The following is a 21,868-nucleotide window of genomic DNA, read 5'->3' on the forward strand; positions in this document are numbered from 1 at the left end:
AAAATAAACTGATGACTATTACAATTCATGAATTAGAGAAAATTATCAAACAATCATTTCCTGATGCTGATATAAAGATTAAGGACCTTGCTGGAGATGATGATCATTACCATTTAAAAATAACTTCCAAGTGTTTTTCCGGAAAGACAAAAATAGAACAACATAGAATGATATATAAAGCTCTTGAAGGTCAGTCTATACATGCATTGCAACTAGAAACTGGAGCTTAAAATTAAGGTGATATTTATGAATAACTTTGAAGAAATAAAAAAAGACATAGCAGAAAATGACGTAGTGCTGTATATGAAAGGCACCTTTGATTTTCCTCAATGCGGATTCTCTGGACTTGTCGTGTCAATTCTCAAAAACTTAAATGTAAAGTTTAAATGCATCAACGTACTTGAGAATGATGAAATACGTCAGTCCATAAAAAGTTTCTCTGATTGGCCAACAATTCCACAATTATATATAAAGGGAGAGTTTGTTGGTGGCTGTGACATAACCCGCGAGATGTATGAAAAAGGTGAGTTACAAAATTTGCTAAAAGAAAAAAAGGTTATTGCAGAGTAAGTTTACACAGCAGAGTGGCAAAATAAGATAGATAAAAACATAGTGTTAGTGTCCAGACACTGCCTTCTTTTCTCGATTTCAGTGTCAGCTACTTGAATGACATCCTTTTAGTAGCACACACACAACTGTACAAATATTGTGATTTATACCTCAAAAATGCGAGTAGCTCATTTGGTGTCATCCCAGGTGGGGTCCAGGAATTTTGAGTTTTTGATGAGATTATGACCACGCACTGGGATGACAGGATTCGTTGTCATGTTACATTCGAGTTATACCTTATCACCAGGCTTAACAGATAGATGACCCAATGTTATTAAATTTATAGGCTTATTTTCGTTATTTGCTACTATCCAAACCCCATCTTCTTCATGGTCAACAATTTCTATTGGTGTAAATACTACATAATTATTGTCATCAACAATCTTTATTCCAAGAACACCATCGTCACTTAAGCTCAAGGCTGAAGAAGGAATTTTATATGCAAATTTTTCACCTGAAGGTAGGCTTACACTAGCAGTCAGTCCTTGCAAGGATATAATTTCATTATCAGTTACCTTGACCTCCACTCTATAAGATCCAGTTTTAGGCTCAGCAATTTTACTAATAAAACTCACTTCACCTACTAATTCCCTTCCATCTAGCAAATTAATTTGCGCTGCACTACCCAGTTTTATTTTATTTACTTCATTTTCTGAAACATACAACACTACAAGAACCTGATCAAAATTAACTATGTCAGTTATCTTATGTCCAAGATTAACAAAATCCCCTTCATTTACGTTGATCTTATCTACATAACCATCAATAGGGGATTTAATCGCAGTATTTTCTAAATCCAACTCTAGCCTTTTTAGGTCAGCTTTTGCACTCTGCAATGCAGTAAAAGCTGCTTCCACTCTTATCTGTGCTCCATAGCCTTTTTTATTCAATTTTTTAGAGGAATCATACTCAATTTCACGCTGATTTAACAAAGCTTTGGCTTTCTCAACTTGTGCAACTCTGTCATAATCTTCTATCTTTAAAATTACATCGCCTCTTTTTACTTTTTCACCATCAGACAAATAAATAGCAATAACTTGACCACTTGTTCTTGAGACAAGGCTTGCCCTATGCAAGGGATTTACTGTACCAGAAAAATTTAAATATACAGTGCGATTTTGTGGAGTATAATCCTGAGTTTTTACTGAAAAACTACTAATTGGATTATCACTATGAACCGCCTGATCTTTTTTTAAAAATGTACTATTGATAAAGAACAGTAGAATAAGAGCAATACTAGAAACGATGATTACTTTGTTTCTCATCCTTAAACAGTAAAATTTATTGACCAATCTTGTTAGAAATAACTGCATAAATTTTCGAATCAGAAGTGTAAGTATAACACAGCTATTGTCACTCTATAAATAGTTTTATATGAGCAAGTTTTCTTACAATAAATAAGTTTTTATTGCAAAAATGCAATTTTTAATCAAATAAAAAAGTTGTGCATAAAATTTCCATCATATTATATGATGAAAATAAGAATATTGTAACAAAACTAAATATATATTTAAACAGAGCTTTAGCCCATCACCAAACTGGTACTCAATTGTTCAACACTATCAATTTTAATTTGTAAAGTGCCCTTTATAAATTTATTAGCCTGGTCTGTACTCATAAAAACTGTATGTTTATTGGGCATTAATTTTTCCATATCAGCTCTATTTTTTTTATCTTGCAAATGAGGTTCGCAAATATAGCTATACTTTTTAAAATCTAGAAGTTTAGCAAAGCCATCACGATCATTCTCATGGTGAAAAGCAACATTTATACCTACTATTTCGTCCGTTTCTTGCAGCTTTCCATCTTTATCTATTACCTGTGCCTTAGCAAGCGCAACTGTAGGTTTATGGCCATAATTTGCTCCAACAACCCTTCTTATTGAATGTTCTATTGCTATTTTTTGCACTTCAGGATTTTCATCAAACTCTTTCAAAAAATTAAGGTGTAAGTTAATATATTCAGAGTATTTCAATCTGTGTTTTTTATGTATAGTTGGTTTGTAGGACAGTTCATTTGTAGGTGACTTATAGTTTGCAAGAAGCAATTTTTGTTCATACTGCTCATTAAATTCCTTTATCTTTTCAAAATGTCTTCATATTGAGTCAATCCATCTTTCCCTTTTTTCTTCATCCTTTCCAAGAATTTCTCTACAGGTTCTCGTTTGGCTAGACTAATTTTGCGTATAAGCGGAATTTGTTTTTTCAAGCTAATCCAATATGGTAGGCAAACAACTTTTGCATCTTCCGAAAATAGACCTTCTAACTTTTTCACTGCATTGTATAAGTTTGCTGATTCTGGTTTATAATGCCCGCTATTATTGTCTATATAAGTTATTTTACCATTTACCACTTTCATTAAACCAGAACATAAAACTGGACTACCACCTGCAAGAGTTGAATGACGATAAGCCCATTCGCTTTTGTTAACATTAATATGTTCATGAGTTACTAATTTTCCATCAAGCGTGATCACATAAGCTACACAACCTTTTTTACCCTTACTAATTTTATCAGTTGTATCATATAGTTTGTCTTCAAAGCCTTTTACTTGTTACCTTCCACTTCTGGCATTAAGTCCACGTATAATTTTCCTTCATGAGGAATTTTAGTATATTCTGCTTGGTCATCTGGAGTAAAATACTTAACCCTTGTATTAGTTCCAGGAATTTTTCTTCCTTCAACTCCAACTTCTGGAAACAAATTATATCGTGGAAAAAAATAAGTAAAATTATTCTCTATCCAATACAGAATCTTATTTATGATACCAAAAACTTTTCTATTACCTAAATCAATAGAGAGTTGCTGTTCCTTTGGTACTGCTAGATGATTGGACTTTGTACCAGATTTACCAAATTCTTTGGCAGCATATTTAAACTTTTCTAGTAAATATTTCTTACTTTCTTTTGATACTGACATTTTTACCTCACTCACTATTATTTTATCCTATATTATTTTAGACAAAAAGTCAATCTTTCTTAAGATATTAAGAAAAAAGTAGCAGCAAAATAGCTAAACTGACTTAGATTTATCGACAATTTGAAAAATCATCATTCCGCTACTTGTTAGCGAAATCTATGTTCGTACAGTTGTGCTGCCCAACAAACTTATGCTAAGCTGTGCTGCCACTAATTTTGCAACCGGTACTCTATAGGGCGAGCATGACACATAATCAACCCCTGATTTGATGAAAAACTCTATGGACTGTGGATTCGCTCCATGCTCTCCACATATACCAAGTTTAATTTCTTTTCTGTTTTTTTTGCCCCTTTCGATAGCTATTCTGATTAATTCCCCTACCCCTTCAACATCTAGCACCTCAAATGGATCGTTTTCAAATATGTTGCTTTCCTTATAAGAATCGAGGAAATTAACTGAATCATCTCGTGAAAGTCCCATAGTTGTTTGTGTTAAATCATTAGTGCCAAAGCTAAAAAATTCTGCGTGTTTTGCGAGTTTGTCAGCAATCAGTGCTGCTCGTGGCAGTTCTATCATCGTTCCGATTGAATAGTTCACATCGAAATTTTCGGCTTCTTTCTTTATTAACTCGCATATCAGAATAAACTCTTTCTCACTCATGATAAAAGGAATCATGATTTCAGGTTTCACTTCTATCTTCTTTTCTTTCCTTAATTCACTTGCAGCACTGAGTATTGCCCTAATTTGCATGCCATATATTTCAGGATGAGAAATGGCAAGTCTACAACCTCGATGGCCAAGCATTGGATTTTTTTCTGATAACTGTGCTATTTTATTTTTTACTGATTCAACTGACTTATTCAGTGATTTGGCAATTTTCTCTATAATAGATTGATTGTGGGGCAAAAACTCATGTAGAGGTGGATCAAGTAAACGTATAGTAACCTCCCTGCCCTCCATAATAGAAAATATTTCTTTGAAATCAGACTTTTGCATTTCTTCGAGTTTATTTAATGCATTTGCCCTTTCATTTTCATCATCAGCTATTATCAATTTTTGAATGAATTCGATTCTATCACTAGCAAAAAACATATGTTCTGTGCGACATAATCCTATACCTTCTGAACCGAATTCTTTTGCAATTTTTGCATCTTTTGGAGTATCAGCATTCGCTCTCACCTTCACTGTTTTGATTTCATCTACCCAGTTAATTATCGTTTTGAATTCTTGAGATAATTCAGGCAAAATTGTAGGAAGAATACCAAGCATAACCTCTCCTGTTCCTCCATTGATGGTGATTGATTCACCTTTGTTTACTTTTATATCCCCCATAGAAAGAAATTTTTCATCTTTATCAATATAAAGTCCATTTAGACTACAAATGCATGGTTTACCCATTCCACGAGTTACAACAGCGGCATGCGAGGTCATACCTCCTCGCGCTGTTACTATTCCACTTGCGGCATTCATTCCATTAATATCTTCAGGGCTCGTCTCTGATCTTACCAAAATTACTTTTTTACCCTGCTCTGCAGCTTTTTCAGCATCACTTGCACTGAATACTACATATCCAGAAGCAACACCTGGAGAAGCTGGCAGTCCTTTGCCTATTACTTCTTGATCGATTTTAACATCAAGAACTGGATGCAATAAATTGTCAAAAGTTTTTGGATCAATTCTCAATATTCCTTCCTCTTTTGTAATCACTCCTTCGTTTACCATATCAACTATTATGCGAATAGCAGCTTCGGCTGTGCGCTTGCCAGACCTAGTCTGCAAAATCCATAACTTACCGTCCTGTACAGTGAATTCGATATCCTGCATGTCCTTATTATGCCTTTCAAGTTTTTCACATACCGCGCATAATTCTCGGTAGATGCTTGGTAGCAACTTCTCTATGGTGTTTTCTTGCTCGCCGTTAACTGGCATAGGAGTATAAACACCAGAAACCACATCCTCACCCTGAGCATTAACTAAAAACTCACCAAAAAGCTTTTTTTCTCCAGTTGAAGGATTACGTGTAAATATCACGCCGGTTGCAGAATTATCGTTCAGATTGCCAAAAACCATTGCTTGTACATTAACTGCAGTTCCAAGGTTTTCAGAAATACTATGTATTCTTCTATAGGAAACAGCCCTATCGTTTTTCCAAGAGGCAAATACTGCATTAACCGAGTTTAACAATTGCTCTTCAACGTTCTGCGGGAAATGCTTTCCAGTTTTTTCATATACTATCTCTTTGAAATCATTAACAATTTTCTTTAAAACATCAACATTAAGATCAGCTAAGCTTTTTGCTCCACTTTTTTGCTGTTCACTATCAACAATGTCTTGAAATAAGTGATGGTCAAGCTGTAGTACAACACTCGAGTACATCATGATGAAACGACAGTAGCTATCATAGGCAAAACGTTCTCCACTTTTTTTTGCAAGACCAACAACGGTTGCATCATTTAGGCCAACATTTAGGACTGTATCGAGCATGCCCGGCATTGAATTCACACTACCAGAGCGTATGGAAACTAATAAAGGATTATTTGAATCCCCGAATTTACAACCGATGTCACTTTCGAGCATCGCCATGTAGTTTTTTATCTCGTTACGTAGATCACAAGACAATTCATTATCTTGACAATAGGCCTGACAAACAGCAGTGGAAATTGTAAAACCAGGTGGAACAGGAATGCCAATGTTACACATCTCTGCCAGATTTGCTCCCTTCCCTCCTAGTAGATTTCTCATTGCTGCATTACCTTCACAGTTGCTTTGGCTAAAGTAATATATTAACTTTTCTTGCATTTTTTTCGGATTTTCACTAATAAACATACTATACATACTATTCTAATGAATTTGTCAGGCAGGAGTAATAAATTTTGTAAAATTCAGCACAATTAAATAGCCTCTCTCCCTTTCATTCTAGTGTCCCTATTGTCATTCAAGTCTGTCATCTCAATGAACTCTATGATATCATTCCAGCGCATGACGCTGGAATCCAGTTCGTCCATAATCTCAACAAAAACGTTGTGTTTTAGCATAATTTTGTGCTCAATATGCTTATTTATAGTAAAGACTTCTGGATTCCAGCATCAAGTGCTGGAATGACACCGTCATACCTGTTGGAGTATGAATGTAGCCTTATCTCACACTCCTGTCATTCCAGTACTGGGATCCAGAAGACTGATCAAGTAATAAGAACTAGTCACGAGCTGGCTCTCTTAAATTACTTTAGCTATAAGTGTTAAGAAATTTACCAATCAAAAAAAGGCAAAAGAATCCACATGGTGCTGATTTTATTACTGTAATTGATAATGTGCTAACGCTTAAACGAAGCGTGTTTAGGCTGAATAGAAAAAAATAAAAAAAGGCATGCAGCCGCCATAATTTCGCCAATAAACACAAGATTTGTCAAGAAGCTTCTATTAAATGAAAGTTATGAAAAAAATCTATTGCAAGTCTTTTAATATTCTGTTAAGAGCTGGGATAATATAAAAATTATCATGTTCAGATTAGAAGACAGGAAATTTCTGATTACTGGTGCATCAGGCGGGATAGGGCAAGCAATTGTAGAAATTATGCATAATGCCAGAGCAACTTTATGTATTTCTAGTACAAAAAAAGAAGTACTCGAAGAAGTTGCTAAAAAATATAAAAAAAACATTCACGTACTTCCTTGCGACTTATCAAATCCTGAAGAGGTAAATCAACTAATAAATAAAGCAAGTGAGTTGATGAAAGGCTTTGATGGACTCATATGCAATGCAGGAATTACACAAGACAGCTTATTGTTGAGAATGACAGATGAAGCATGGCAAAAGGTCATTGATATTAATTTGAACTCTACATTTAAACTAAATAGAGAAGCATGCAGAAAATTAATTAAAAACAACTGGGGAAGAATCATAAATATTTCCTCAATAGTAGGATTGACAGGAAATGCCGGGCAAGTAAATTATGCAGCATCAAAAGCTGGAATAATAGCTATGAGCAAATCTATAGCAAAAGAAGTTGCAAGTCGCGGTGTAACAGTAAATTGCATTGCTCCTGGGTTTATAGATACTAAGATGACTGAAGTTTTAAATGAAAAACAAAAAGAAAAAATATTAGATAATATTCCAATGAAAAGAATGGGAACAGGAGAAGAAATAGCAGCAGGGGTATTGTTTTTAGCAAGCGACGAAGCAAGATATATAACGGGGCATGTGCTTAACATCAATGGTGGGCTATTTATGTAGCAACACTTATTTATGGACAAACTATGAGTTTTACCTTAAAATAAATATATATAAATTTAGATTCACACTAGTTTATTACTTGGAGGCAAAAGAATGAGCTATATAATAAAAAAATTTTTTAATGCTTTATGTATAGTGCTGTTTCTCTCTTTTTCAGATTACGCAAGTGCTGCTAGCGACATAGAAGATACAACTGCCCAAGTAATATGCAACATTATTGGTTACGTTTGGGGAATAGGCGGACCACTTATGACTGTAGTCATAATAGGTGCAGCTTTGCTTGCAATATTTGGTAGAATGCCATGGCCAGCTCTCTTTGCCTTAGGTATGTTTTGTGGTGTATTTTTTGGCGCCAAAACGATTATAATGAAAATTATACCCAATATAAGTACTGAAGTAAAAGATATGTTGGATAAGTGTGGAAAATAATCCTAAAAGTAAGCGTGTTTTTGTGTGTATTGTTGTTTCATATCTTCAATTTGTAGCAAGTAAGAGCTATCTTTTGGTAAGCTTTTAACAGCTAAATCGGCGTATTTCATAAATTTCTCTAAATTACCTTCAATACAAGCCTTTTTCGTCAAAGCAAAATAATACATTGCCATATCAGCGCTACGTTTATATGCAATACTTAAATACTTCCAGACAAAGGCGTTATTTGTTTCTACGTTTGCAACCTGCTCTAGGTAAAAAATTGCCTTCTCTATTTCACCGTGTAATAATAAAGTATGAGATAACGCAAGTTTCACTAAATAGTTATTCTTCTCAGATAAATATCTAAGTGATTCTTCATACATTTTTATTGCTTCACTTAAATTTCCAGCTTTGTATAACATCTCCGCTTTTAATTCATATAAATAAGGATCATTGCGTGACTCTTGAATCAATGAATTAACTTTAGTAATAGCCTCTTCTATCTTTCCTTGCCTATAGTGAATTACAGCATTTACATACTTAGAACTACCTTCATATTTATTAGATAACACATGAATAGGAGCAAAGAAAGAGTCTAGCTTTGCAACCATACGCTCAAACTTCAGCAATTTATCTGCAAGGATTGGTTTTATATTGTTTTTAACCTTATAATTCTGTACAGCAAATATACGCTTATCACTAAGTGGGTGAGTGCGGAAATACTCTTCAGTGTTTTCATGCTCAATACTCTTAAAATAGTCAAAAATCTCTTTCATACCCAAATTGTCATAGCCAGATTCATCTAGGTATCTTAAAGCATAGCTATCTGCTACACTCTCTTGCTCTTGAGAATAGTTAAAAAACAACCTTGAACTAAGCGTTACACCACTAAGCAAGATTGCACTCGCAACCTGAGGGTTAATGACAATACTAGAAACTAATCCTACCATATAACTAATCATTGCTATTGATTGAAAATAACCTACAGCACTACTCATTTGTAATACATGACCAGCAGATATATGAGCAATTTCATGTGCTAATATACCAAGTAAGACATAAGGTTCAGTCGAATATTGTAAAAGCCCTAAATGAATGAAAATGCTATTATTGTTAATTACAAAAGCATTAATCGATCTATCATCAACTATAAAAGCTTTTATTTTATCATTATCAATACCCGCAGCAGAAAATAAAGGTTGCGCTAGATCCTTAACTACCGCTTCCACTTCACTATCTCTAATAATACTAACAGAGTAAGCGCTATTACAGTATACGAAAAAAAATAGTAAAACAAAAAGCTTAGACATGGAAATTCCTTGTTTGTATAACTTTGAGGAATTTTGTATTTTAACACTTAAACTATACGAATCTATAAACGCTAGTTTAAATTTTGAACGTAACTGATAAGTTTATCAATGGTAGTTAACTTAATATTATGTTGTTCAGCAAATTCAAGCAACTGGGGTAAGCGCATCATAGAGCCATCATCATTCACTAATTCACAAATAACTGCAGAATGATTACATCCCACTAACTTAGCTATCTCAACACTTGCTTCAGTATGACCAGCACGTTGCTCTACTCCACCCTCATGTGCAATCACAGGAAAAATATGACCGGGAGTTATAATGTCATCCTGAGTTCTATTTTTATCAATAGCAACATGTATAGTTTTTGTTCTATCCTCAGCTGAAACACCCGTAGTAATACCATAACGTGCATCAATTGATGTAGTAAAAGCAGTATGATTTTCACCAACATTTTTTTTTTCCATGAAACTAAGGCCTAACCTTTTCATGTGAACTTTAGTCATTGCTAAACAAACAATCCCTGTACCGTATCTAACCATAAAAGCCACATGTTCTGGCTCTAATTTCTCAGCTAATACAATCAGATCACCTTCATTCTCTCTGTTTTCATCGTCAACTAAAATGAATAATTTACCAGAACTAGCATCCCTCAATACATCTTCCACAGAAGAAATACCGGGTAGACTAATTGAAGGATAAGTTACTTGTACCATGATTTACTTAAACTCAATCTTAACTATTTTATACAATTTCTCTCCATTTGGCACTATCACTTCCACATACTCACCAACTTTTTTGCCAATTAAAGCACTACCGAGTGGTGAATCCGTAGAGATCAACTGCTTTGAAGCATCAGCTTCATACCCACCTACAATCTTATAAACATATTCTATTTCACTGTTATCATCACCGAGCATGCTTACCGTAACAGTTGCACCAAACATTACTGTATCACCAGACAAATTTTTTACTTCTATCACTTCTGCATGTGAAAGTTTACTCTCTACCTCAATTATGCGGCCTTCAATAAAACTTAATCTTTCCCGTGCTGCATGATATTCTGCATTTTCAGATAAATCGCCTTGATCACGAGCATCAGAAATAGCCTGTATGATAGAAGGTTTTTCTTCCTTTAATTTCTCAAGTTCGACTTGCATACTCTCAAAACCTTCCCTTGTAATAGGAAACTTGTTAACAATGGATGAAGTCATAATCACCGCCTAAACGCAATTAAATTGAGTGACAAAATCACTCACAATACCAAGAATATCATCTTTTATATCATCATTCATGTCACCTGACAACTTTTTTAAAACTCCAGGGTGAACAGTTTGAAAATAATTGATAAGATCACACTCGAACCTATTGATGTTGCTCACCTGTACCTTATTTAATTGACCATACAGATTAGAAAAGATATACATAAGCAATACTTGCTCTTCTATTTGCATAGGTGAATACTGTTTTTGCTTTAATAATTCAATAAGGTATTTACCTTTGTTTAAGGACAATTGAACAGTAGCATCAAGATCAGAACCAAATTTAGCAAAGTCTTCCAGTTCTCTATATTGGGCCAAACTCAGCTTTATAGAACCAGCAACTTTTTTCACAGATTTCAATTGTGCAGCAGAGCCAACCCGAGAAACCGATAAACCTATATTCACTGCAGGGCGAAATCCTTTGTGAAACAATTCAGACTCAAGAAAAATTTGTCCATCGGTAATTGAAATCACATTAGTTGGAACATATGCAGATACATCGCCAGCCTGAGTCTCAATAATCGGCAAAGCAGTCAAAGATCCCTGTCCTTTTTCATCAGACATTTTGGCAGCTCTTTCAAGCAAGCGAGAGTGTACATAGAATATATCTCCAGGATAAGCTTCACGACCAGGAGGACGTCTGAGCAATAAGGACATCTGCCTATATGCCACAGCATGCTTAGATAAATCATCATATACCACCAAGCAATGCATTCCATTATCACGGAAAAATTCTCCAATAGTGCAACCGGTATAAGGTGCTAAAAATTGCATAGGCGCGCAGTCAGATGCGCTAGCCACAACTACGGTTGTATACTCTAATGCTCCACTTTCTTTTAGCTTATTCACCACTTTTGCTACTGTCGAAATTTTTTGTCCAATAGCAACATAAACACAGTAAATTTTTTGATTTTCGTTTACCTCATCATTAATCTTCTTCTGATTGATAATAGTATCAATCGCAATAGTGGTTTTACCAATTTGTCTATCGCCAATAATTAATTCACGTTGCCCTCTACCTATAGGAATCAACAAATCTATAATTTTAATTCCTGTCTGCAGAGGTTCATGCACAGATTTACGGTCAATAATACCTGGCGCTTTAGATTCTATATACATTTTGTTCTTGGCTCTAATTTCTCCGCCATCGTCTATAGGATCGCCTAATGCATTTACAACTCTCCCTAATAATTCATGACCTACAGGCACCTGTACAACATCACCACTACATTTTACAACGTCCCCTTCTTTTACATCACGGTCATTGCCAAGCACAACTATTCCAGCTGTATCATGATCTAAATCAAGAACTATTCCTTCTACACCGCTTGCAAAAGATACCTTTTCACCAAACTTTGCTTTTTCCAGCCCATAGACCAATGTGATACCATCCGTTACTGAAATTACTTCACCTATATTTTCTCGTTTTATAGGATTATCCAATGTCTCAACCTTCTCTTTTATTATGTTTACTACTTCAGAGGCATTTATGCTATTCTTCATATACAATTCCTTATTTTCAACATTTCCACTTTACTCAAATCAACCAATCTATCCAAATAACTCTTAAGCGAAGCATCAATCAAGTTAAAACCATACCTAACTACAAAGCCACCTAGTATAGAAGGATCAACCACATGACTGACTTTTATTATTTTACCAAGAAAGTTCAAAGATTCAGTAATTATTTTTATATCAGGTTTCTTTAAAATCTCTGCTGATTTTATAGTAATTTCCAATTCATTTTCACTTTCCCTTACAAGATTTAAGAATTTTTCTAATATAAGGATTAATAAACGGGAGCGCTTGTTTGCAAGTGTAACCATAATAAATTTGACTAAGTTTTCACTCACGTTCTCCTTTATAGAAAGTATCGCTTCTTTTTTGTGCAAAAGAGAAACCATAGGATGAGATAGATACACAAAAACATCTTGATCTTTAAAAAAAGCTAACAAAAATTCTACTTCTTTTCTTATAATACCTAATCTGCTTCCTGAAACATGAAACAGTGCTCTAGCATAAGATGAAACTAAATTATTGTTTTTCATATTCAATTACCTGTTCTAGTAAATCTAAATTATTTTAGCTACCATTGTTCAATCCAAGCATTTTTTATATAAATAGGTCTTCTCCTTAAGGAAAGAAAACATAAATCATATCTGACTGAATAATCTAAAAAATCAAGATTTTTACTTAAGAAATATTTAGAAGAATTTATAATAGACTGACACTGAAAATGAGATATCGGTACTTCTTTTCCAAATAAACTTGTTTTAACTTCTATAAAAATCAGCTCCCTTTTTTTAGATACAATTAAGTCAATTTCACCCAACTTACAACGGAAGCGACGTTTTATAACATTATAGAATTTCAGCTTTAAATATATCGAAACTAACAATTCTCCAAAGTAACCTACAAAATAGCGTAACCTACTTACCATAAAAAGAATAATTAGCTTTGTGTAACTACTTTGCTTCCTTTTTTATTTTTACTACAAATCTCACCTTTTGCTGAAATATCTCTATCAACTAGCTCTATCACTGCCATTGGAGCGCAATCACCCTTTCGAGTACCAAATTTTATTATTCTAGAATATCCACCTTTACGGTCTTGATAACGATTAGCTAGAACGCTTAATAATTTATCAACTACTAACTTACTATTATGAAGACGTAAAAGCAAAAGCCTTCTACCATGTAAAGAATCGTTATTCTTAGCAATTGTAATAAACTTTTCCACATATGGACGAAGTGCTTTAGCCTTTGGTAAAGTAGTTACAATCTGCTCATGATTAATTAATGAGATAGATAGATTCTTTAACATTGATAACCTATGCTCGGTACAACGAGACAGTTTATTTTTCTTTATTCCATGTTTCATATACTACCTAATCCTCATCAGTATGTTGTTTAGCCAGTTCATCTATATCCTTAGGAGGCCAATTTGGTATATTCATACCCAAAGACAAACCTGAATTATTTAAAATTGCCTTGATTTCATTCAAAGACTTTCGGCCAAAATTAGCAGTTCTTAACATTTCAACTTCCGTCTTTTGCACAAGATCACCTATATAAGTGATATTTTCATTTTTCAGACAGTTATGAGATCTAACAGATAATTCCATTTCATCTACTTTACGCAATAGAACAGGATCATAGCCCAAATCTTTAGCACCACTAGACAAAGAAACCTGCGATTTTTTATAACTCATATCAGAACTAATAAAAGGCTGAAATTGCTCCTGTAATATTCTTGCAGCATAGTCAACAGCTTGACTTGGAGAGATTGTACCATCAGTTTCAATTGACAATATTAGCTTATCTTTATCAGTAACTTGACCAACACGACTATTCTCTACTCTATACGAAACCCTCTCGACAGGACTATATAAAGCATTAACTGGAATGAAACCAATTAAATCTTGTTCATTCATAAGCTTTAAAAATTCATTTTCTTTATATTTATTTACAGGAAGATAACCTTTTCCGCTAGCAACATATATAGTAATGTTAAGCTCCACATCTTGACCTAGTGTACATATCACCAAATCTTTATTAACAATAGAGCATTGGTCATCAGTTTCTATCATTCCAGCTAATACTTGACAAGGCCCTTTAGCGCTCAAATTTAAGCACTTATTAGACGTGTTATTTAGCTTACATCTCAACATGCCCATATTTAATGCTATATCAGTTATGTCTTCCCTAACTCCTTGGATCGAAGTAAATTCATGATTCACGCCTTCAATTTTTATTCCATAAACAGCACTACCGCGAAGAGAAGACAACATTACACGCCTTAATGCATGACCCAACGTTAAAGCAAAACCACTTTCCAAAGGTTCTAGAAATATATCACCTTTTTTACTTGAATCACCTGATATTACCTTAATCGCATTAGGCTTAGTTAATCTATCTAAATTTCCACAGAAAGAGACATTATCACTATAATACATACAAAAACCTTCCAAATATCCTATACTCTTCTTTTTTTCCTTAGTCTACACCCATTATGAGGTATCGCCGTTTTATCTGCAATTGAAGTGACAGTCAATCCACAATTCCTAAGTGCTTTAACTGCAGCTTCTGCACCAAAACCAGGACCACGAATTATTACAGAAACAACCTTCATACCAAATCTCTCTATTACTTTCTTCGCAGCAGAATCGGCAACCTTACCTGCAGCATAAGGTGTGGATTTTCTCGAACCAGAAAAACCACATGCACCAACAGAAGTCTGGTAAAGCGTATTACCACAAACATCAGTCACATTTACAAAAGTATTATTAAAAGTTGCACGAATATGGACAATACCAGTAATAGAACTTTTTCTATTCTTACCAACCGTTTTAACTTTTTTCATAAAAACTCACGATAATAACAAATTTTATTTTTTTCCAGCAACAGGCAATTTAGATCTGCCTTTACGAGTTTTAGCATTAGTATGGGTTCTTTGTCCCCTCACAGGCAAACCTTTTCTATGCCTTAATCCTCTATAGCAACCGATTTCTATTAAAGATTTTATACCCATAGCCACTTTTTTTCTGAGCTCACCCTCTATGACATATTTTTGCCTAATAAAACTACTAATTTTCTCTATATCTTCATCTTGTAATTCTGAAACACGCTTACGCTCATCAATTTTACAGCTACGACAAATTATATTCGCAGTAGTAATACCTATACCATGTATATAAGTTAATGCAAAAGGAATACACTTCTTCACCGGAACATTTATGCCTGCAATACGTGCCACTGATACCTCGATACTTTATTAATAATAACTCTTAATTTATACCATAAAACAACTTATAGTCAAATCAAATTACAAGAAATTTTACTTTCAATCTCTTGCATTACTCTATCAACACTCAAATTAGCGTTAATTGTTAACAACTTGTCCTTATAATACTCGCGCAAACCCTTTATCTGAGAATGATATTCTCTTATCCTCTTATTAATTGCAAGCATATTAGCATCATCAATTCTCTTCTCCAATCTCGTACTTTTACATTTAGCACAAGTAGTATTCTTAAAAGAAGATATACTATATATACTTTTACAATCCAAACAAGTAAGACGATCTTTTAATCTATCAATTGCAATATTATCGTCAAGCTGCAACTCAATTACAAGATCAACATCCCTATTGCATCTTTTTTGCAAAACTTGAGTTAAAAAATGAGCTTGATTTAAATTTCTTGGAAAACCATCTAACAAAAAATCACCATCTATTAATGCAAGCTGGTCACACAATAATTTACATATAACTTCATCTTGAATTAAATTACCAGATTCAACAGTATCCTTTATTCCTTTACCTAATTTACTCCCACTAGATATAATATTCCTTAATAAATCTCCTACTGAAACTAATTTAAAATTATACTTTGCTATTAACAAACTGGACTGAGTACCCTTACCAGAGCCAGGAGGACCAAAAATTGTAATAATCACTTTAGTCTCCTTGTTTTAGACTCATATTTCTTTATCCAACTATCGTACCTATTTGAAAAAACATAAGATTGTACTTGCATAATAGTATCAGTAATAACGTTAACTATAATCAGCAAGCTCGTCCCACCAAAAATAAATGGTATATCATAATGATACCTCATAATTTCAGGTATAGTACATATTACCACCAAATACGCAGACCCAATAAATGTTAATTTAAAAACTATATCTTGAAGATAATCAGAAGTATGTTTTCCAGGCCCTCTACCAGGAATAAAACCACCATTTTTCCTAAGAAAATCAGCATTTTCCTCTGGATTAAATATAAAATTGGTATAGAAAAAATTAAAAAGTACTATGAGTATTAAGTAAGTTATAATGTACATCACTTTATTTGCCATAAAGTAGTTTAAAATAAAATCAGCAATGGCATGACCTTTATAGAAATTTGCAATTGAAATAGGCGTTAATAGAATTGCGTTAGCAAAAATAGTTGGTATTACACCAGATAAATTGATCTTCAATGGAATGTAAGTAAAATCATCATTATGTAATTTTTTAAACTGTTTTTTGGGATATTGAACAATTACCTTTCTATAAGAAGATTCTGTAAAAATGACTAAAAGGAGCAGTAAAAAAAACAATGCTATAACAAAAAGGGTAATGAAAAACGACATACTACCATTTTTATTTAATGTTAGCAGAGATGATAAAGCATTATGTAATTCAGATGTTATGCCAGTAAAAATGATTAATGAGATACCATTGCCTATACCGCTCACACTGATCCGCTCACCAAGCCATATTAAAAATATAGTTCCACCTAAAAGGCTAAAGACACCTATAGTACGAAACATAATACCAGGTTCAACTACAACTAATACCCCTTCCCTATTCATTCTTTCTAACCCTATTAAGATCGTAATTGATTGAAAGATACAAAACACTATAGTCATATAGCGTATATAAGAGTTCATCTTTCGACGTCCTAACTCTCCTTCATTTTTAATTTCATTGATTCCTTTAACGGCAGAAGATAATAATTGCATAACTATGGATGCAACTATGTATGGCATAACGTTTAACGCCAAGATCGTCATTCTAGCTAAAGCGCCACCAGAAAATAAATTAAATACTCCAAAAACACCAGAACTCTCTTTTGGAAATATATCATTGATTATATCAAGATTAACTCCAGGAATAGGAACATAAGTACCCAAACGATAACAAACTAAAGCCATTAGCGTAAAAAATATACGCTTTAGTAAATCACTTTTATATAACAACGTAGAATCCAAACTATTAAATGCAAATTTACTGCTCATGATTTACGATAGTATTTCTACACTACCACCAACTGAAGCTACAGATCTTTTTGCAGCTTCTGATGCAAAATCAACATGAAACACAAATTTTTCGCTTAATTTACCCTTATTAAGAAGTTTGATTTTACTTTTAACAGATCTGATAAAACCTAATTTATGCAGTAGCTCCTTATCTATGATAGAATCCTTGACTATTTTTTTAGCTTCCATTAAGCACTGTACATCACCAACATTAAATATAGAGTATAAGTTTTTGCGTATAGGCTTAAAACCTCTTTTAGGTAAACGAGTATATATAGACTGCTGTCCACCTTCAAAACCATTTATAGAAACGCCACTTCTCGCTTTTTGCCCTTTATGACCCCTACCGGATGTTTTACCTTTACCACAACCAATACCTCTACCTAATAATTTAGGCTTCTTTTTCTTAGATAATTTGGTAAACACAGAATTTAATTTTACAGCATCATTCATACTTTACCTATTTCCAACTATCTCACTAATCTTTTTACCCCTCTTACTTGCCACTTGGCGAGGAGATAACATAACATCAAAAGCCTTAAATACTGCACATATAATATTATGGGGATCATTTGATCTAGTAGACTTAGCTACCACATCCTTTATACCTAATACCTCAAAAACCGACCTCATTGCTCCACCAGCAATAATACCTGTTCCAGTTCTTGCAGCTCTTAAAACTATCTCACCAGAACAAAATTTAGCTTTAATATCATGATGTAAAGTTCTACCTTCACGTAAGTGCACCCTAATCATCGACTTCTTTGCAGCATTTACAGCTTTCACTCTTGCTTCAGCAACCTCTGCGTGTTTACCTATTCCACATCCTACCCTACCCTTACCATCACCAACAACAACCAAAGTTGAAAATGAAAATCTTCTACCACCTTTAGTAACCGTTGTTACCCTTCGCACTGAAACCAAAAGTTCTGATAAATCATTATTATTTTGTAAATTCTTTACAGCCATATTTAAAACCTTCTAAAATTTAAATCCAGAGCTTCTTAAAGCCTCAGCAAATTGAGAAATCAATCCTGTATACTTATATGCTCCCCGATCAAAGACGAACCGCTGCTGCAATTTTGTACTAGGCAGACGCTCAATCACTAAAGAAGAAACCTGTTTTATAGTTTCAGCATTGACCCTACCTTTACATACATTCCTAATTTTATCATCCAAAGTAGAAGCAGAAGCTAGGGTTATTCCTTTTGCATCGTTAATCAACTGAACGTAAAAATGTTTATTAGACTTAAATACGGATATACGTAAACGTCCAGCGCTCTTATCGAGCTTCGCTCTATTACGAAGTTTCCTTTTTTCATAGCTACTTAAAAAATTATACAATCTTTTCATTTTAATTACTTCTTTTTATTTACAATCTTACGCAGCATAAATTTGCCTTTTATTACAATACCCTTACCTTTATAAGGATCATATTTTCTAATTTTGCATATATCAGAAGCCACCATATAGACTTTTTGCTTATCCATACCGCGAATCACTAAATGAGTTGGCTTTATACACTTAATCTCAACGTCTTTAGGCACTTTATACTTAATATTATGACTATAACCAAGATATAAAGTCAAATACTTATCATCACATTCTGCTTTATACCCCACACCATTAATCTCAAGATCAACAGAAAAATCATTAACCATACCGTTAATCATGTTATTAATATTACTTCTATAAGTGCCCCATATAGATTTTATTTTATCATAATCATCCCTGCCTTGATCAACAGAAAGTAACAATTGATTATCAACTATCTGACACAGAATGCCACCACACAAGTTCAGCTCTTTTTCTGCCCTAACACTTCTTATTAATACCCTACCATCATTATATTCAACTGAAAGATCAGCAGGAATATTGATAGGTGCGGCACCTATACGAGACATACATTTCTCCTATCATTTAAAATACACGACACAAAACTTCTCCACCAACTTTTAATCTACGTGCATTATAATCGGTCATCACTCCTTTCGGTGTAGATATAATAAAAATTCCAAGACCATTATATGCTTTAGAAATGTCCCTACACTTAGAATAATAACGACAACCGGGCTTTGATACCCTAGCTATATCATTAATCACAGGTGATTTATCATAATACTTCAACTGCACAACAAGCGAAGGGATACTACCTCTCTCTTGCTTTTCATAATTAAGAATATACCCTTCCTCTTTTAAGATCTTCAATATAGAAGAATTCACTTTAGAGAATAGGACTCTTGTTTCCCTATGCATTGCCAATTGAGCATTACGTATTCTTGTTAAAAAATCACCAATACCATCAGATAACGACACTATTACACTCCTTATATCACATTTACCAACTAGATTTTGTAACCCCTGGAACTTGTCCAAAAGAACACAAATCACGTAAAACAATCCTACATAAACCAAATTTTCTATATACTCCTCTCGGCCTACCAGTTAAAGCGCATCTATTCCTAATTCTGATTTTAGAAGAATCTCTAGGCAATTTTTTAATCAGCTTACTTTGAGCTGCAAACCTTTTTGCAATAGATAAATCCTTATTATTCATTATAGATTTTAATTCTTCCCTTCTCTTACTATACTGATCGCATAACTTTATTCTACGAAGATTCTTCTGTATCATGGATTTTTTTGCCATATATATTTTCTCTCAATTATCAAAAAAAGGGAATTCAAGAGCCAGTAATAATTCCTTTGCTTCCTTATCACTAACTGCACTTGTTATAATATTAATATCCATACCTCTAATTTTACTTGTTTTATCATAGTCTATTTCTAAAAATGATATATGCTCCTTGATACCAAGGGAAAAATTACCATGACCATCAAATTGCTTCACACTAAACCCTCTAAAATCTTTTTCCCTTGGCAAAGCAATATATATTAATCTTTCTAAGAATTCATACATTTTATTTCTACGCAAAGTCACTTTACAACCTACAGTTGCACCTTTTCTAATTTTGAAACCAGAAATAGATTTTTTTGCAAAGGTTAACACAGGCTTTTGCCCAGCAATCAAATGTAGATTATCAAATGGCTCATTTATCGCTTTATTGTCCGTAGCAGCATCTCCAACGCCCATATTGATACACACCTTGATAAGTTTAGGCACTTGCATTACATTGCCGTAATTAAACTTATCCTTTAAGGATTTTACTATATTATCTTTATACAATTGTTTAAACATATCAACCTAATCTATCACTTCTCCAGAAACTTTTGCAAAACGCACTTTTCTACCATCTATAATCTTAAATCCTACTTTAGTTGGAGTTTTACACTTAGGATCCAATATTGCAACATTGGATACATCAATAGCTAACTCTTTATTCAATATACCACCACCAGCTCTTGGTTTAGTATGTCTCTTACACACATTTACGCCAGAAACAACTACTTTCTTTTTAGCATCACGTATTATAACTTTGATTACCTTACCAATTTTTCTCTTATCTTTACCAGTTAAAACTATAATATCATCACCACTTTTTATTTTAGCACTCATTATAAAACCTCATCAGCTAATGACATTATTTTCATAAAAGAACCAGATAATAACTTTTTTACTGGACCAAACACCCGAGTGCCAAGTGGTTCACCTTGATCATTAATTAAAACCACAGCATTGCTAGAAAAACGAATTACAGAACCATCAGATTTCTTAACACTATTTTTTACTCTAACAACAACTGCTTTATACACTTTTCCTTTTTCAACTTTACCTTTTGGGTTAATGGACTTAGTAGATATAATAATCGTATCACCTACAGATGCAGATTTCCTACCACCTAACAAGCCAATACAAAGCACTGCACGCGCACCAGAATTATCAGCTACTTCTAACAATGTATTTTTTTGAATCATATAAATACCTATTCCTTTTTAGCTGTTGATAACAACCCATTTTTTAGTAACAGAAATAGGCTTATGTTCCTTTATTAAAACCCTATCTCCCTTTTTGCAACTATTATTCTCATCATGTGCTGTATACTTCTTGTATTTTTTAATAACTTTTTTATACAGCCTATCCTTATACACTTGTAACACCGAAACCTTTACAGTCTTATCAGACTCAGCATTAGTTACGACACCACAAAAAACCTTCTTAGGCATTTTTCCCCTCTCTCTTTCTTCTATTTAATACAGTTAGACTACGAGCTATGCTCTTTCTTATTAAGCTAAAACGCGAAAAATTGTTGCACTGGCCTAGCTTTTTTTGAAAAGCCAAATTAACAAATTCTTTCCTAAAACTCACAAGAACTTCATGCAATTCTTTTGAAGATTTTGATTCAATTTTAACTATATCCATTGCAAC

The 21,868-nt window shown here is 33.6% G+C and carries 31 protein-coding genes and 1 pseudogene; 4 read left to right on the plus strand and 28 right to left on the minus strand.

The genetic code is table 11. The features are described 5' to 3' along the window. Nucleotides 1–11 precede the first annotated feature (11 nt). Both OPR44_RS06750 and grxD read left to right on the plus strand, forming a co-directional pair. The gene (locus OPR44_RS06750) at nucleotides 12–230 is read left to right on the plus strand and encodes a BolA/IbaG family iron-sulfur metabolism protein (protein ID WP_264377690.1); all 219 of its coding nucleotides are present in this window, start codon (nucleotides 12–14) and stop codon (nucleotides 228–230) included. A gap of 16 nt (nucleotides 231–246) precedes the next feature. Beyond that, nucleotides 247–570, plus strand: coding sequence for a Grx4 family monothiol glutaredoxin (gene grxD, locus OPR44_RS06755; RefSeq protein ID WP_264377689.1), 324 nt, complete (start codon nucleotides 247–249; stop codon nucleotides 568–570). A gap of 269 nt (nucleotides 571–839) precedes the next feature. On the opposite strand, the gene OPR44_RS06760 is transcribed toward grxD, so the two are convergent. The 5 genes and pseudogenes from OPR44_RS06760 to OPR44_RS06785 all read right to left on the minus strand — a co-directional run bounded on the left by OPR44_RS06760 (nucleotide 840) and on the right by OPR44_RS06785 (nucleotide 6,562). Next, entirely contained in the window at nucleotides 840–1,874 is a 1,035-nt protein-coding gene (locus tag OPR44_RS06760; protein WP_264377688.1) for an efflux RND transporter periplasmic adaptor subunit, read from the minus strand. A 257-nt stretch (nucleotides 1,875–2,131) separates the two neighbouring features. Next, a complete protein-coding gene (locus OPR44_RS06765; RefSeq protein WP_265014773.1) occupies nucleotides 2,132–2,545 on the minus strand; it encodes a hypothetical protein in 414 nt (137 codons plus the stop codon). A 108-nt stretch (nucleotides 2,546–2,653) separates the two neighbouring features. After that, a pseudogene (locus OPR44_RS08805) lies at nucleotides 2,654–3,527 on the minus strand (hypothetical protein); the annotation flags it as partial. 156 nt (nucleotides 3,528–3,683) lie between these two features. Next, a complete protein-coding gene (gene ppdK / locus OPR44_RS06780; RefSeq protein ID WP_265014776.1) occupies nucleotides 3,684–6,353 on the minus strand; it encodes a pyruvate, phosphate dikinase in 2,670 nt (889 codons plus the stop codon). A 65-nt stretch (nucleotides 6,354–6,418) separates the two neighbouring features. Then, a complete protein-coding gene (locus OPR44_RS06785) occupies nucleotides 6,419–6,562 on the minus strand; it encodes a hypothetical protein (RefSeq protein ID WP_265014777.1) in 144 nt (47 codons plus the stop codon). Nucleotides 6,563–7,024: 462 nt separating this feature from the next. Between OPR44_RS06785 and fabG the strand changes: the two genes are divergently transcribed. Together fabG and OPR44_RS06795 are read left to right on the plus strand one after the other, a co-directional pair. Then, complete coding sequence (fabG, locus tag OPR44_RS06790; RefSeq protein ID WP_265014778.1) at nucleotides 7,025–7,759, plus strand: 3-oxoacyl-[acyl-carrier-protein] reductase; 735 nt, start codon at nucleotides 7,025–7,027, stop codon at nucleotides 7,757–7,759. Between the two features lie 93 nt (nucleotides 7,760–7,852). After that, entirely contained in the window at nucleotides 7,853–8,188 is a 336-nt protein-coding gene (locus OPR44_RS06795; protein WP_264374639.1) for a TrbC/VirB2 family protein, read from the plus strand. A 2-nt stretch (nucleotides 8,189–8,190) separates the two neighbouring features. On the opposite strand, the gene OPR44_RS06800 is transcribed toward OPR44_RS06795, so the two are convergent. The 23 genes from OPR44_RS06800 to rpmC all read right to left on the minus strand — a co-directional run bounded on the left by OPR44_RS06800 (nucleotide 8,191) and on the right by rpmC (nucleotide 21,862). Then, nucleotides 8,191–9,480 (minus strand): M48 family metalloprotease, encoded by a 1,290-nt coding sequence (locus OPR44_RS06800; RefSeq protein WP_265014779.1) that lies wholly within the window; start codon nucleotides 9,478–9,480, stop codon nucleotides 8,191–8,193. A gap of 71 nt (nucleotides 9,481–9,551) precedes the next feature. Beyond that, nucleotides 9,552–10,196 carry a 3,4-dihydroxy-2-butanone-4-phosphate synthase gene (ribB, locus tag OPR44_RS06805; RefSeq protein WP_007302560.1) on the minus strand — a complete coding sequence of 215 codons (645 nt, stop codon included), beginning with the start codon at nucleotides 10,194–10,196 and terminating at the stop codon, nucleotides 9,552–9,554. A 3-nt stretch (nucleotides 10,197–10,199) separates the two neighbouring features. Then, the gene (gene greA, locus OPR44_RS06810) at nucleotides 10,200–10,694 is read right to left on the minus strand and encodes a transcription elongation factor GreA (RefSeq protein ID WP_007302559.1); all 495 of its coding nucleotides are present in this window, start codon (nucleotides 10,692–10,694) and stop codon (nucleotides 10,200–10,202) included. Nucleotides 10,695–10,703: 9 nt separating this feature from the next. After that, complete coding sequence (gene atpA, locus OPR44_RS06815) at nucleotides 10,704–12,245, minus strand: F0F1 ATP synthase subunit alpha (protein ID WP_265014780.1); 1,542 nt, start codon at nucleotides 12,243–12,245, stop codon at nucleotides 10,704–10,706. Further along, entirely contained in the window at nucleotides 12,242–12,790 is a 549-nt protein-coding gene (atpH, locus tag OPR44_RS06820; RefSeq protein ID WP_265014781.1) for an ATP synthase F1 subunit delta, read from the minus strand. Before atpH ends, atpA begins: the two co-directional genes overlap by 4 nt. Before the next feature lie 38 nt (nucleotides 12,791–12,828). Continuing rightward, nucleotides 12,829–13,182, minus strand: a complete 354-nt coding sequence (locus OPR44_RS06825) for a YraN family protein (RefSeq protein WP_010404733.1) — start codon at nucleotides 13,180–13,182, stop codon at nucleotides 12,829–12,831. A gap of 11 nt (nucleotides 13,183–13,193) precedes the next feature. Next, nucleotides 13,194–13,622 (minus strand): 50S ribosomal protein L17, encoded by a 429-nt coding sequence (gene rplQ, locus OPR44_RS06830; protein ID WP_265014782.1) that lies wholly within the window; start codon nucleotides 13,620–13,622, stop codon nucleotides 13,194–13,196. A 7-nt stretch (nucleotides 13,623–13,629) separates the two neighbouring features. Then, nucleotides 13,630–14,697, minus strand: a complete 1,068-nt coding sequence (locus tag OPR44_RS06835) for a DNA-directed RNA polymerase subunit alpha (RefSeq protein ID WP_265014783.1) — start codon at nucleotides 14,695–14,697, stop codon at nucleotides 13,630–13,632. Nucleotides 14,698–14,717: 20 nt separating this feature from the next. Beyond that, a complete protein-coding gene (gene rpsK / locus OPR44_RS06840) occupies nucleotides 14,718–15,104 on the minus strand; it encodes a 30S ribosomal protein S11 (RefSeq protein ID WP_264377683.1) in 387 nt (128 codons plus the stop codon). Nucleotides 15,105–15,128: 24 nt separating this feature from the next. Continuing rightward, nucleotides 15,129–15,497, minus strand: coding sequence for a 30S ribosomal protein S13 (rpsM, locus tag OPR44_RS06845; protein WP_265014784.1), 369 nt, complete (start codon nucleotides 15,495–15,497; stop codon nucleotides 15,129–15,131). A 59-nt stretch (nucleotides 15,498–15,556) separates the two neighbouring features. Beyond that, nucleotides 15,557–16,198, minus strand: a complete 642-nt coding sequence (locus OPR44_RS06850) for an adenylate kinase family protein (RefSeq protein ID WP_264377682.1) — start codon at nucleotides 16,196–16,198, stop codon at nucleotides 15,557–15,559. After that, nucleotides 16,195–17,523, minus strand: a complete 1,329-nt coding sequence (gene secY, locus OPR44_RS06855) for a preprotein translocase subunit SecY (RefSeq protein ID WP_010404717.1) — start codon at nucleotides 17,521–17,523, stop codon at nucleotides 16,195–16,197. The genes OPR44_RS06850 and secY overlap by 4 nt, the downstream gene beginning before the upstream one ends. A 3-nt stretch (nucleotides 17,524–17,526) precedes the next feature. Continuing rightward, complete coding sequence (gene rplO, locus OPR44_RS06860) at nucleotides 17,527–17,997, minus strand: 50S ribosomal protein L15 (RefSeq protein WP_006012263.1); 471 nt, start codon at nucleotides 17,995–17,997, stop codon at nucleotides 17,527–17,529. Nucleotides 17,998–18,000: 3 nt separating this feature from the next. Then, complete coding sequence (gene rpsE / locus OPR44_RS06865; RefSeq protein WP_264377681.1) at nucleotides 18,001–18,513, minus strand: 30S ribosomal protein S5; 513 nt, start codon at nucleotides 18,511–18,513, stop codon at nucleotides 18,001–18,003. Nucleotides 18,514–18,525: 12 nt separating this feature from the next. Further along, entirely contained in the window at nucleotides 18,526–18,897 is a 372-nt protein-coding gene (gene rplR / locus OPR44_RS06870; RefSeq protein WP_264377680.1) for a 50S ribosomal protein L18, read from the minus strand. 5 nt (nucleotides 18,898–18,902) lie between these two features. Then, nucleotides 18,903–19,448, minus strand: coding sequence for a 50S ribosomal protein L6 (rplF, locus tag OPR44_RS06875; RefSeq protein WP_265014785.1), 546 nt, complete (start codon nucleotides 19,446–19,448; stop codon nucleotides 18,903–18,905). Nucleotides 19,449–19,464: 16 nt separating this feature from the next. Continuing rightward, entirely contained in the window at nucleotides 19,465–19,860 is a 396-nt protein-coding gene (gene rpsH, locus OPR44_RS06880; RefSeq protein WP_265014786.1) for a 30S ribosomal protein S8, read from the minus strand. 22 nt (nucleotides 19,861–19,882) lie between these two features. Further along, nucleotides 19,883–20,191 carry a 30S ribosomal protein S14 gene (gene rpsN / locus OPR44_RS06885; protein ID WP_264374630.1) on the minus strand — a complete coding sequence of 103 codons (309 nt, stop codon included), beginning with the start codon at nucleotides 20,189–20,191 and terminating at the stop codon, nucleotides 19,883–19,885. 12 nt (nucleotides 20,192–20,203) lie between these two features. After that, nucleotides 20,204–20,740 (minus strand): 50S ribosomal protein L5, encoded by a 537-nt coding sequence (gene rplE / locus OPR44_RS06890; protein ID WP_265014787.1) that lies wholly within the window; start codon nucleotides 20,738–20,740, stop codon nucleotides 20,204–20,206. Nucleotides 20,741–20,746: 6 nt separating this feature from the next. Further along, nucleotides 20,747–21,058, minus strand: a complete 312-nt coding sequence (gene rplX, locus OPR44_RS06895; protein ID WP_406829266.1) for a 50S ribosomal protein L24 — start codon at nucleotides 21,056–21,058, stop codon at nucleotides 20,747–20,749. Continuing rightward, entirely contained in the window at nucleotides 21,058–21,417 is a 360-nt protein-coding gene (rplN, locus tag OPR44_RS06900; protein WP_007302542.1) for a 50S ribosomal protein L14, read from the minus strand. The genes rplX and rplN overlap by 1 nt, the downstream gene beginning before the upstream one ends. An 18-nt stretch (nucleotides 21,418–21,435) precedes the next feature. Then, a complete protein-coding gene (gene rpsQ, locus OPR44_RS06905) occupies nucleotides 21,436–21,666 on the minus strand; it encodes a 30S ribosomal protein S17 (protein WP_264374628.1) in 231 nt (76 codons plus the stop codon). Continuing rightward, entirely contained in the window at nucleotides 21,659–21,862 is a 204-nt protein-coding gene (rpmC, locus tag OPR44_RS06910) for a 50S ribosomal protein L29 (RefSeq protein WP_265014788.1), read from the minus strand. Before rpmC ends, rpsQ begins: the two co-directional genes overlap by 8 nt. Between the last annotated feature and the right edge of the window lie 6 nt (nucleotides 21,863–21,868).

This window comes from Wolbachia endosymbiont (group B) of Camptogramma bilineatum, assembly GCF_947251825.1.
In the GTDB taxonomy this organism is placed as follows: Bacteria; Pseudomonadota; Alphaproteobacteria; order Rickettsiales; family Anaplasmataceae; genus Wolbachia.

Coding starts and splice junctions, on each gene's coding strand:
- OPR44_RS06825 (WP_010404733.1), bottom strand. CDS start 13,182: ATGGTAAGTAGGTTACGCTATTTTGTAGGTTACTTTGGAGAATTGTTA.
- fabG (WP_265014778.1), top strand. CDS start 7,025: ATGTTCAGATTAGAAGACAGGAAATTTCTGATTACTGGTGCATCAGGC.
- atpH (WP_265014781.1), bottom strand. CDS start 12,790: ATGAAAAACAATAATTTAGTTTCATCTTATGCTAGAGCACTGTTTCAT.
- rplN (WP_007302542.1), bottom strand. CDS start 21,417: ATGATTCAAAAAAATACATTGTTAGAAGTAGCTGATAATTCTGGTGCG.
- OPR44_RS06760 (WP_264377688.1), bottom strand. CDS start 1,874: ATGAGAAACAAAGTAATCATCGTTTCTAGTATTGCTCTTATTCTACTG.
- ribB (WP_007302560.1), bottom strand. CDS start 10,196: ATGGTACAAGTAACTTATCCTTCAATTAGTCTACCCGGTATTTCTTCT.
- rplO (WP_006012263.1), bottom strand. CDS start 17,997: ATGAATGATGCTGTAAAATTAAATTCTGTGTTTACCAAATTATCTAAG.
- rpmC (WP_265014788.1), bottom strand. CDS start 21,862: ATGGATATAGTTAAAATTGAATCAAAATCTTCAAAAGAATTGCATGAA.
- OPR44_RS06800 (WP_265014779.1), bottom strand. CDS start 9,480: ATGTCTAAGCTTTTTGTTTTACTATTTTTTTTCGTATACTGTAATAGC.
- OPR44_RS06835 (WP_265014783.1), bottom strand. CDS start 14,697: ATGTATTATAGTGATAATGTCTCTTTCTGTGGAAATTTAGATAGATTA.
- rplQ (WP_265014782.1), bottom strand. CDS start 13,622: ATGAAACATGGAATAAAGAAAAATAAACTGTCTCGTTGTACCGAGCAT.
- rpsK (WP_264377683.1), bottom strand. CDS start 15,104: ATGAAAAAAGTTAAAACGGTTGGTAAGAATAGAAAAAGTTCTATTACT.
- rplE (WP_265014787.1), bottom strand. CDS start 20,740: ATGTTTAAACAATTGTATAAAGATAATATAGTAAAATCCTTAAAGGAT.
- greA (WP_007302559.1), bottom strand. CDS start 10,694: ATGACTTCATCCATTGTTAACAAGTTTCCTATTACAAGGGAAGGTTTT.
- rplF (WP_265014785.1), bottom strand. CDS start 19,448: ATGTCTCGTATAGGTGCCGCACCTATCAATATTCCTGCTGATCTTTCA.
- rpsQ (WP_264374628.1), bottom strand. CDS start 21,666: ATGCCTAAGAAGGTTTTTTGTGGTGTCGTAACTAATGCTGAGTCTGAT.
- atpA (WP_265014780.1), bottom strand. CDS start 12,245: ATGAAGAATAGCATAAATGCCTCTGAAGTAGTAAACATAATAAAAGAG.
- rpsE (WP_264377681.1), bottom strand. CDS start 18,513: ATGGCTGTAAAGAATTTACAAAATAATAATGATTTATCAGAACTTTTG.
- rpsN (WP_264374630.1), bottom strand. CDS start 20,191: ATGGCAAAAAAATCCATGATACAGAAGAATCTTCGTAGAATAAAGTTA.
- ppdK (WP_265014776.1), bottom strand. CDS start 6,353: ATGTTTATTAGTGAAAATCCGAAAAAAATGCAAGAAAAGTTAATATAT.
- OPR44_RS06795 (WP_264374639.1), top strand. CDS start 7,853: ATGAGCTATATAATAAAAAAATTTTTTAATGCTTTATGTATAGTGCTG.
- OPR44_RS06750 (WP_264377690.1), top strand. CDS start 12: ATGACTATTACAATTCATGAATTAGAGAAAATTATCAAACAATCATTT.
- secY (WP_010404717.1), bottom strand. CDS start 17,523: ATGAGCAGTAAATTTGCATTTAATAGTTTGGATTCTACGTTGTTATAT.
- OPR44_RS06785 (WP_265014777.1), bottom strand. CDS start 6,562: ATGCTAAAACACAACGTTTTTGTTGAGATTATGGACGAACTGGATTCC.
- rplX (WP_406829266.1), bottom strand. CDS start 21,058: ATGAGTGCTAAAATAAAAAGTGGTGATGATATTATAGTTTTAACTGGT.
- rplR (WP_264377680.1), bottom strand. CDS start 18,897: ATGAAAAGATTGTATAATTTTTTAAGTAGCTATGAAAAAAGGAAACTT.
- grxD (WP_264377689.1), top strand. CDS start 247: ATGAATAACTTTGAAGAAATAAAAAAAGACATAGCAGAAAATGACGTA.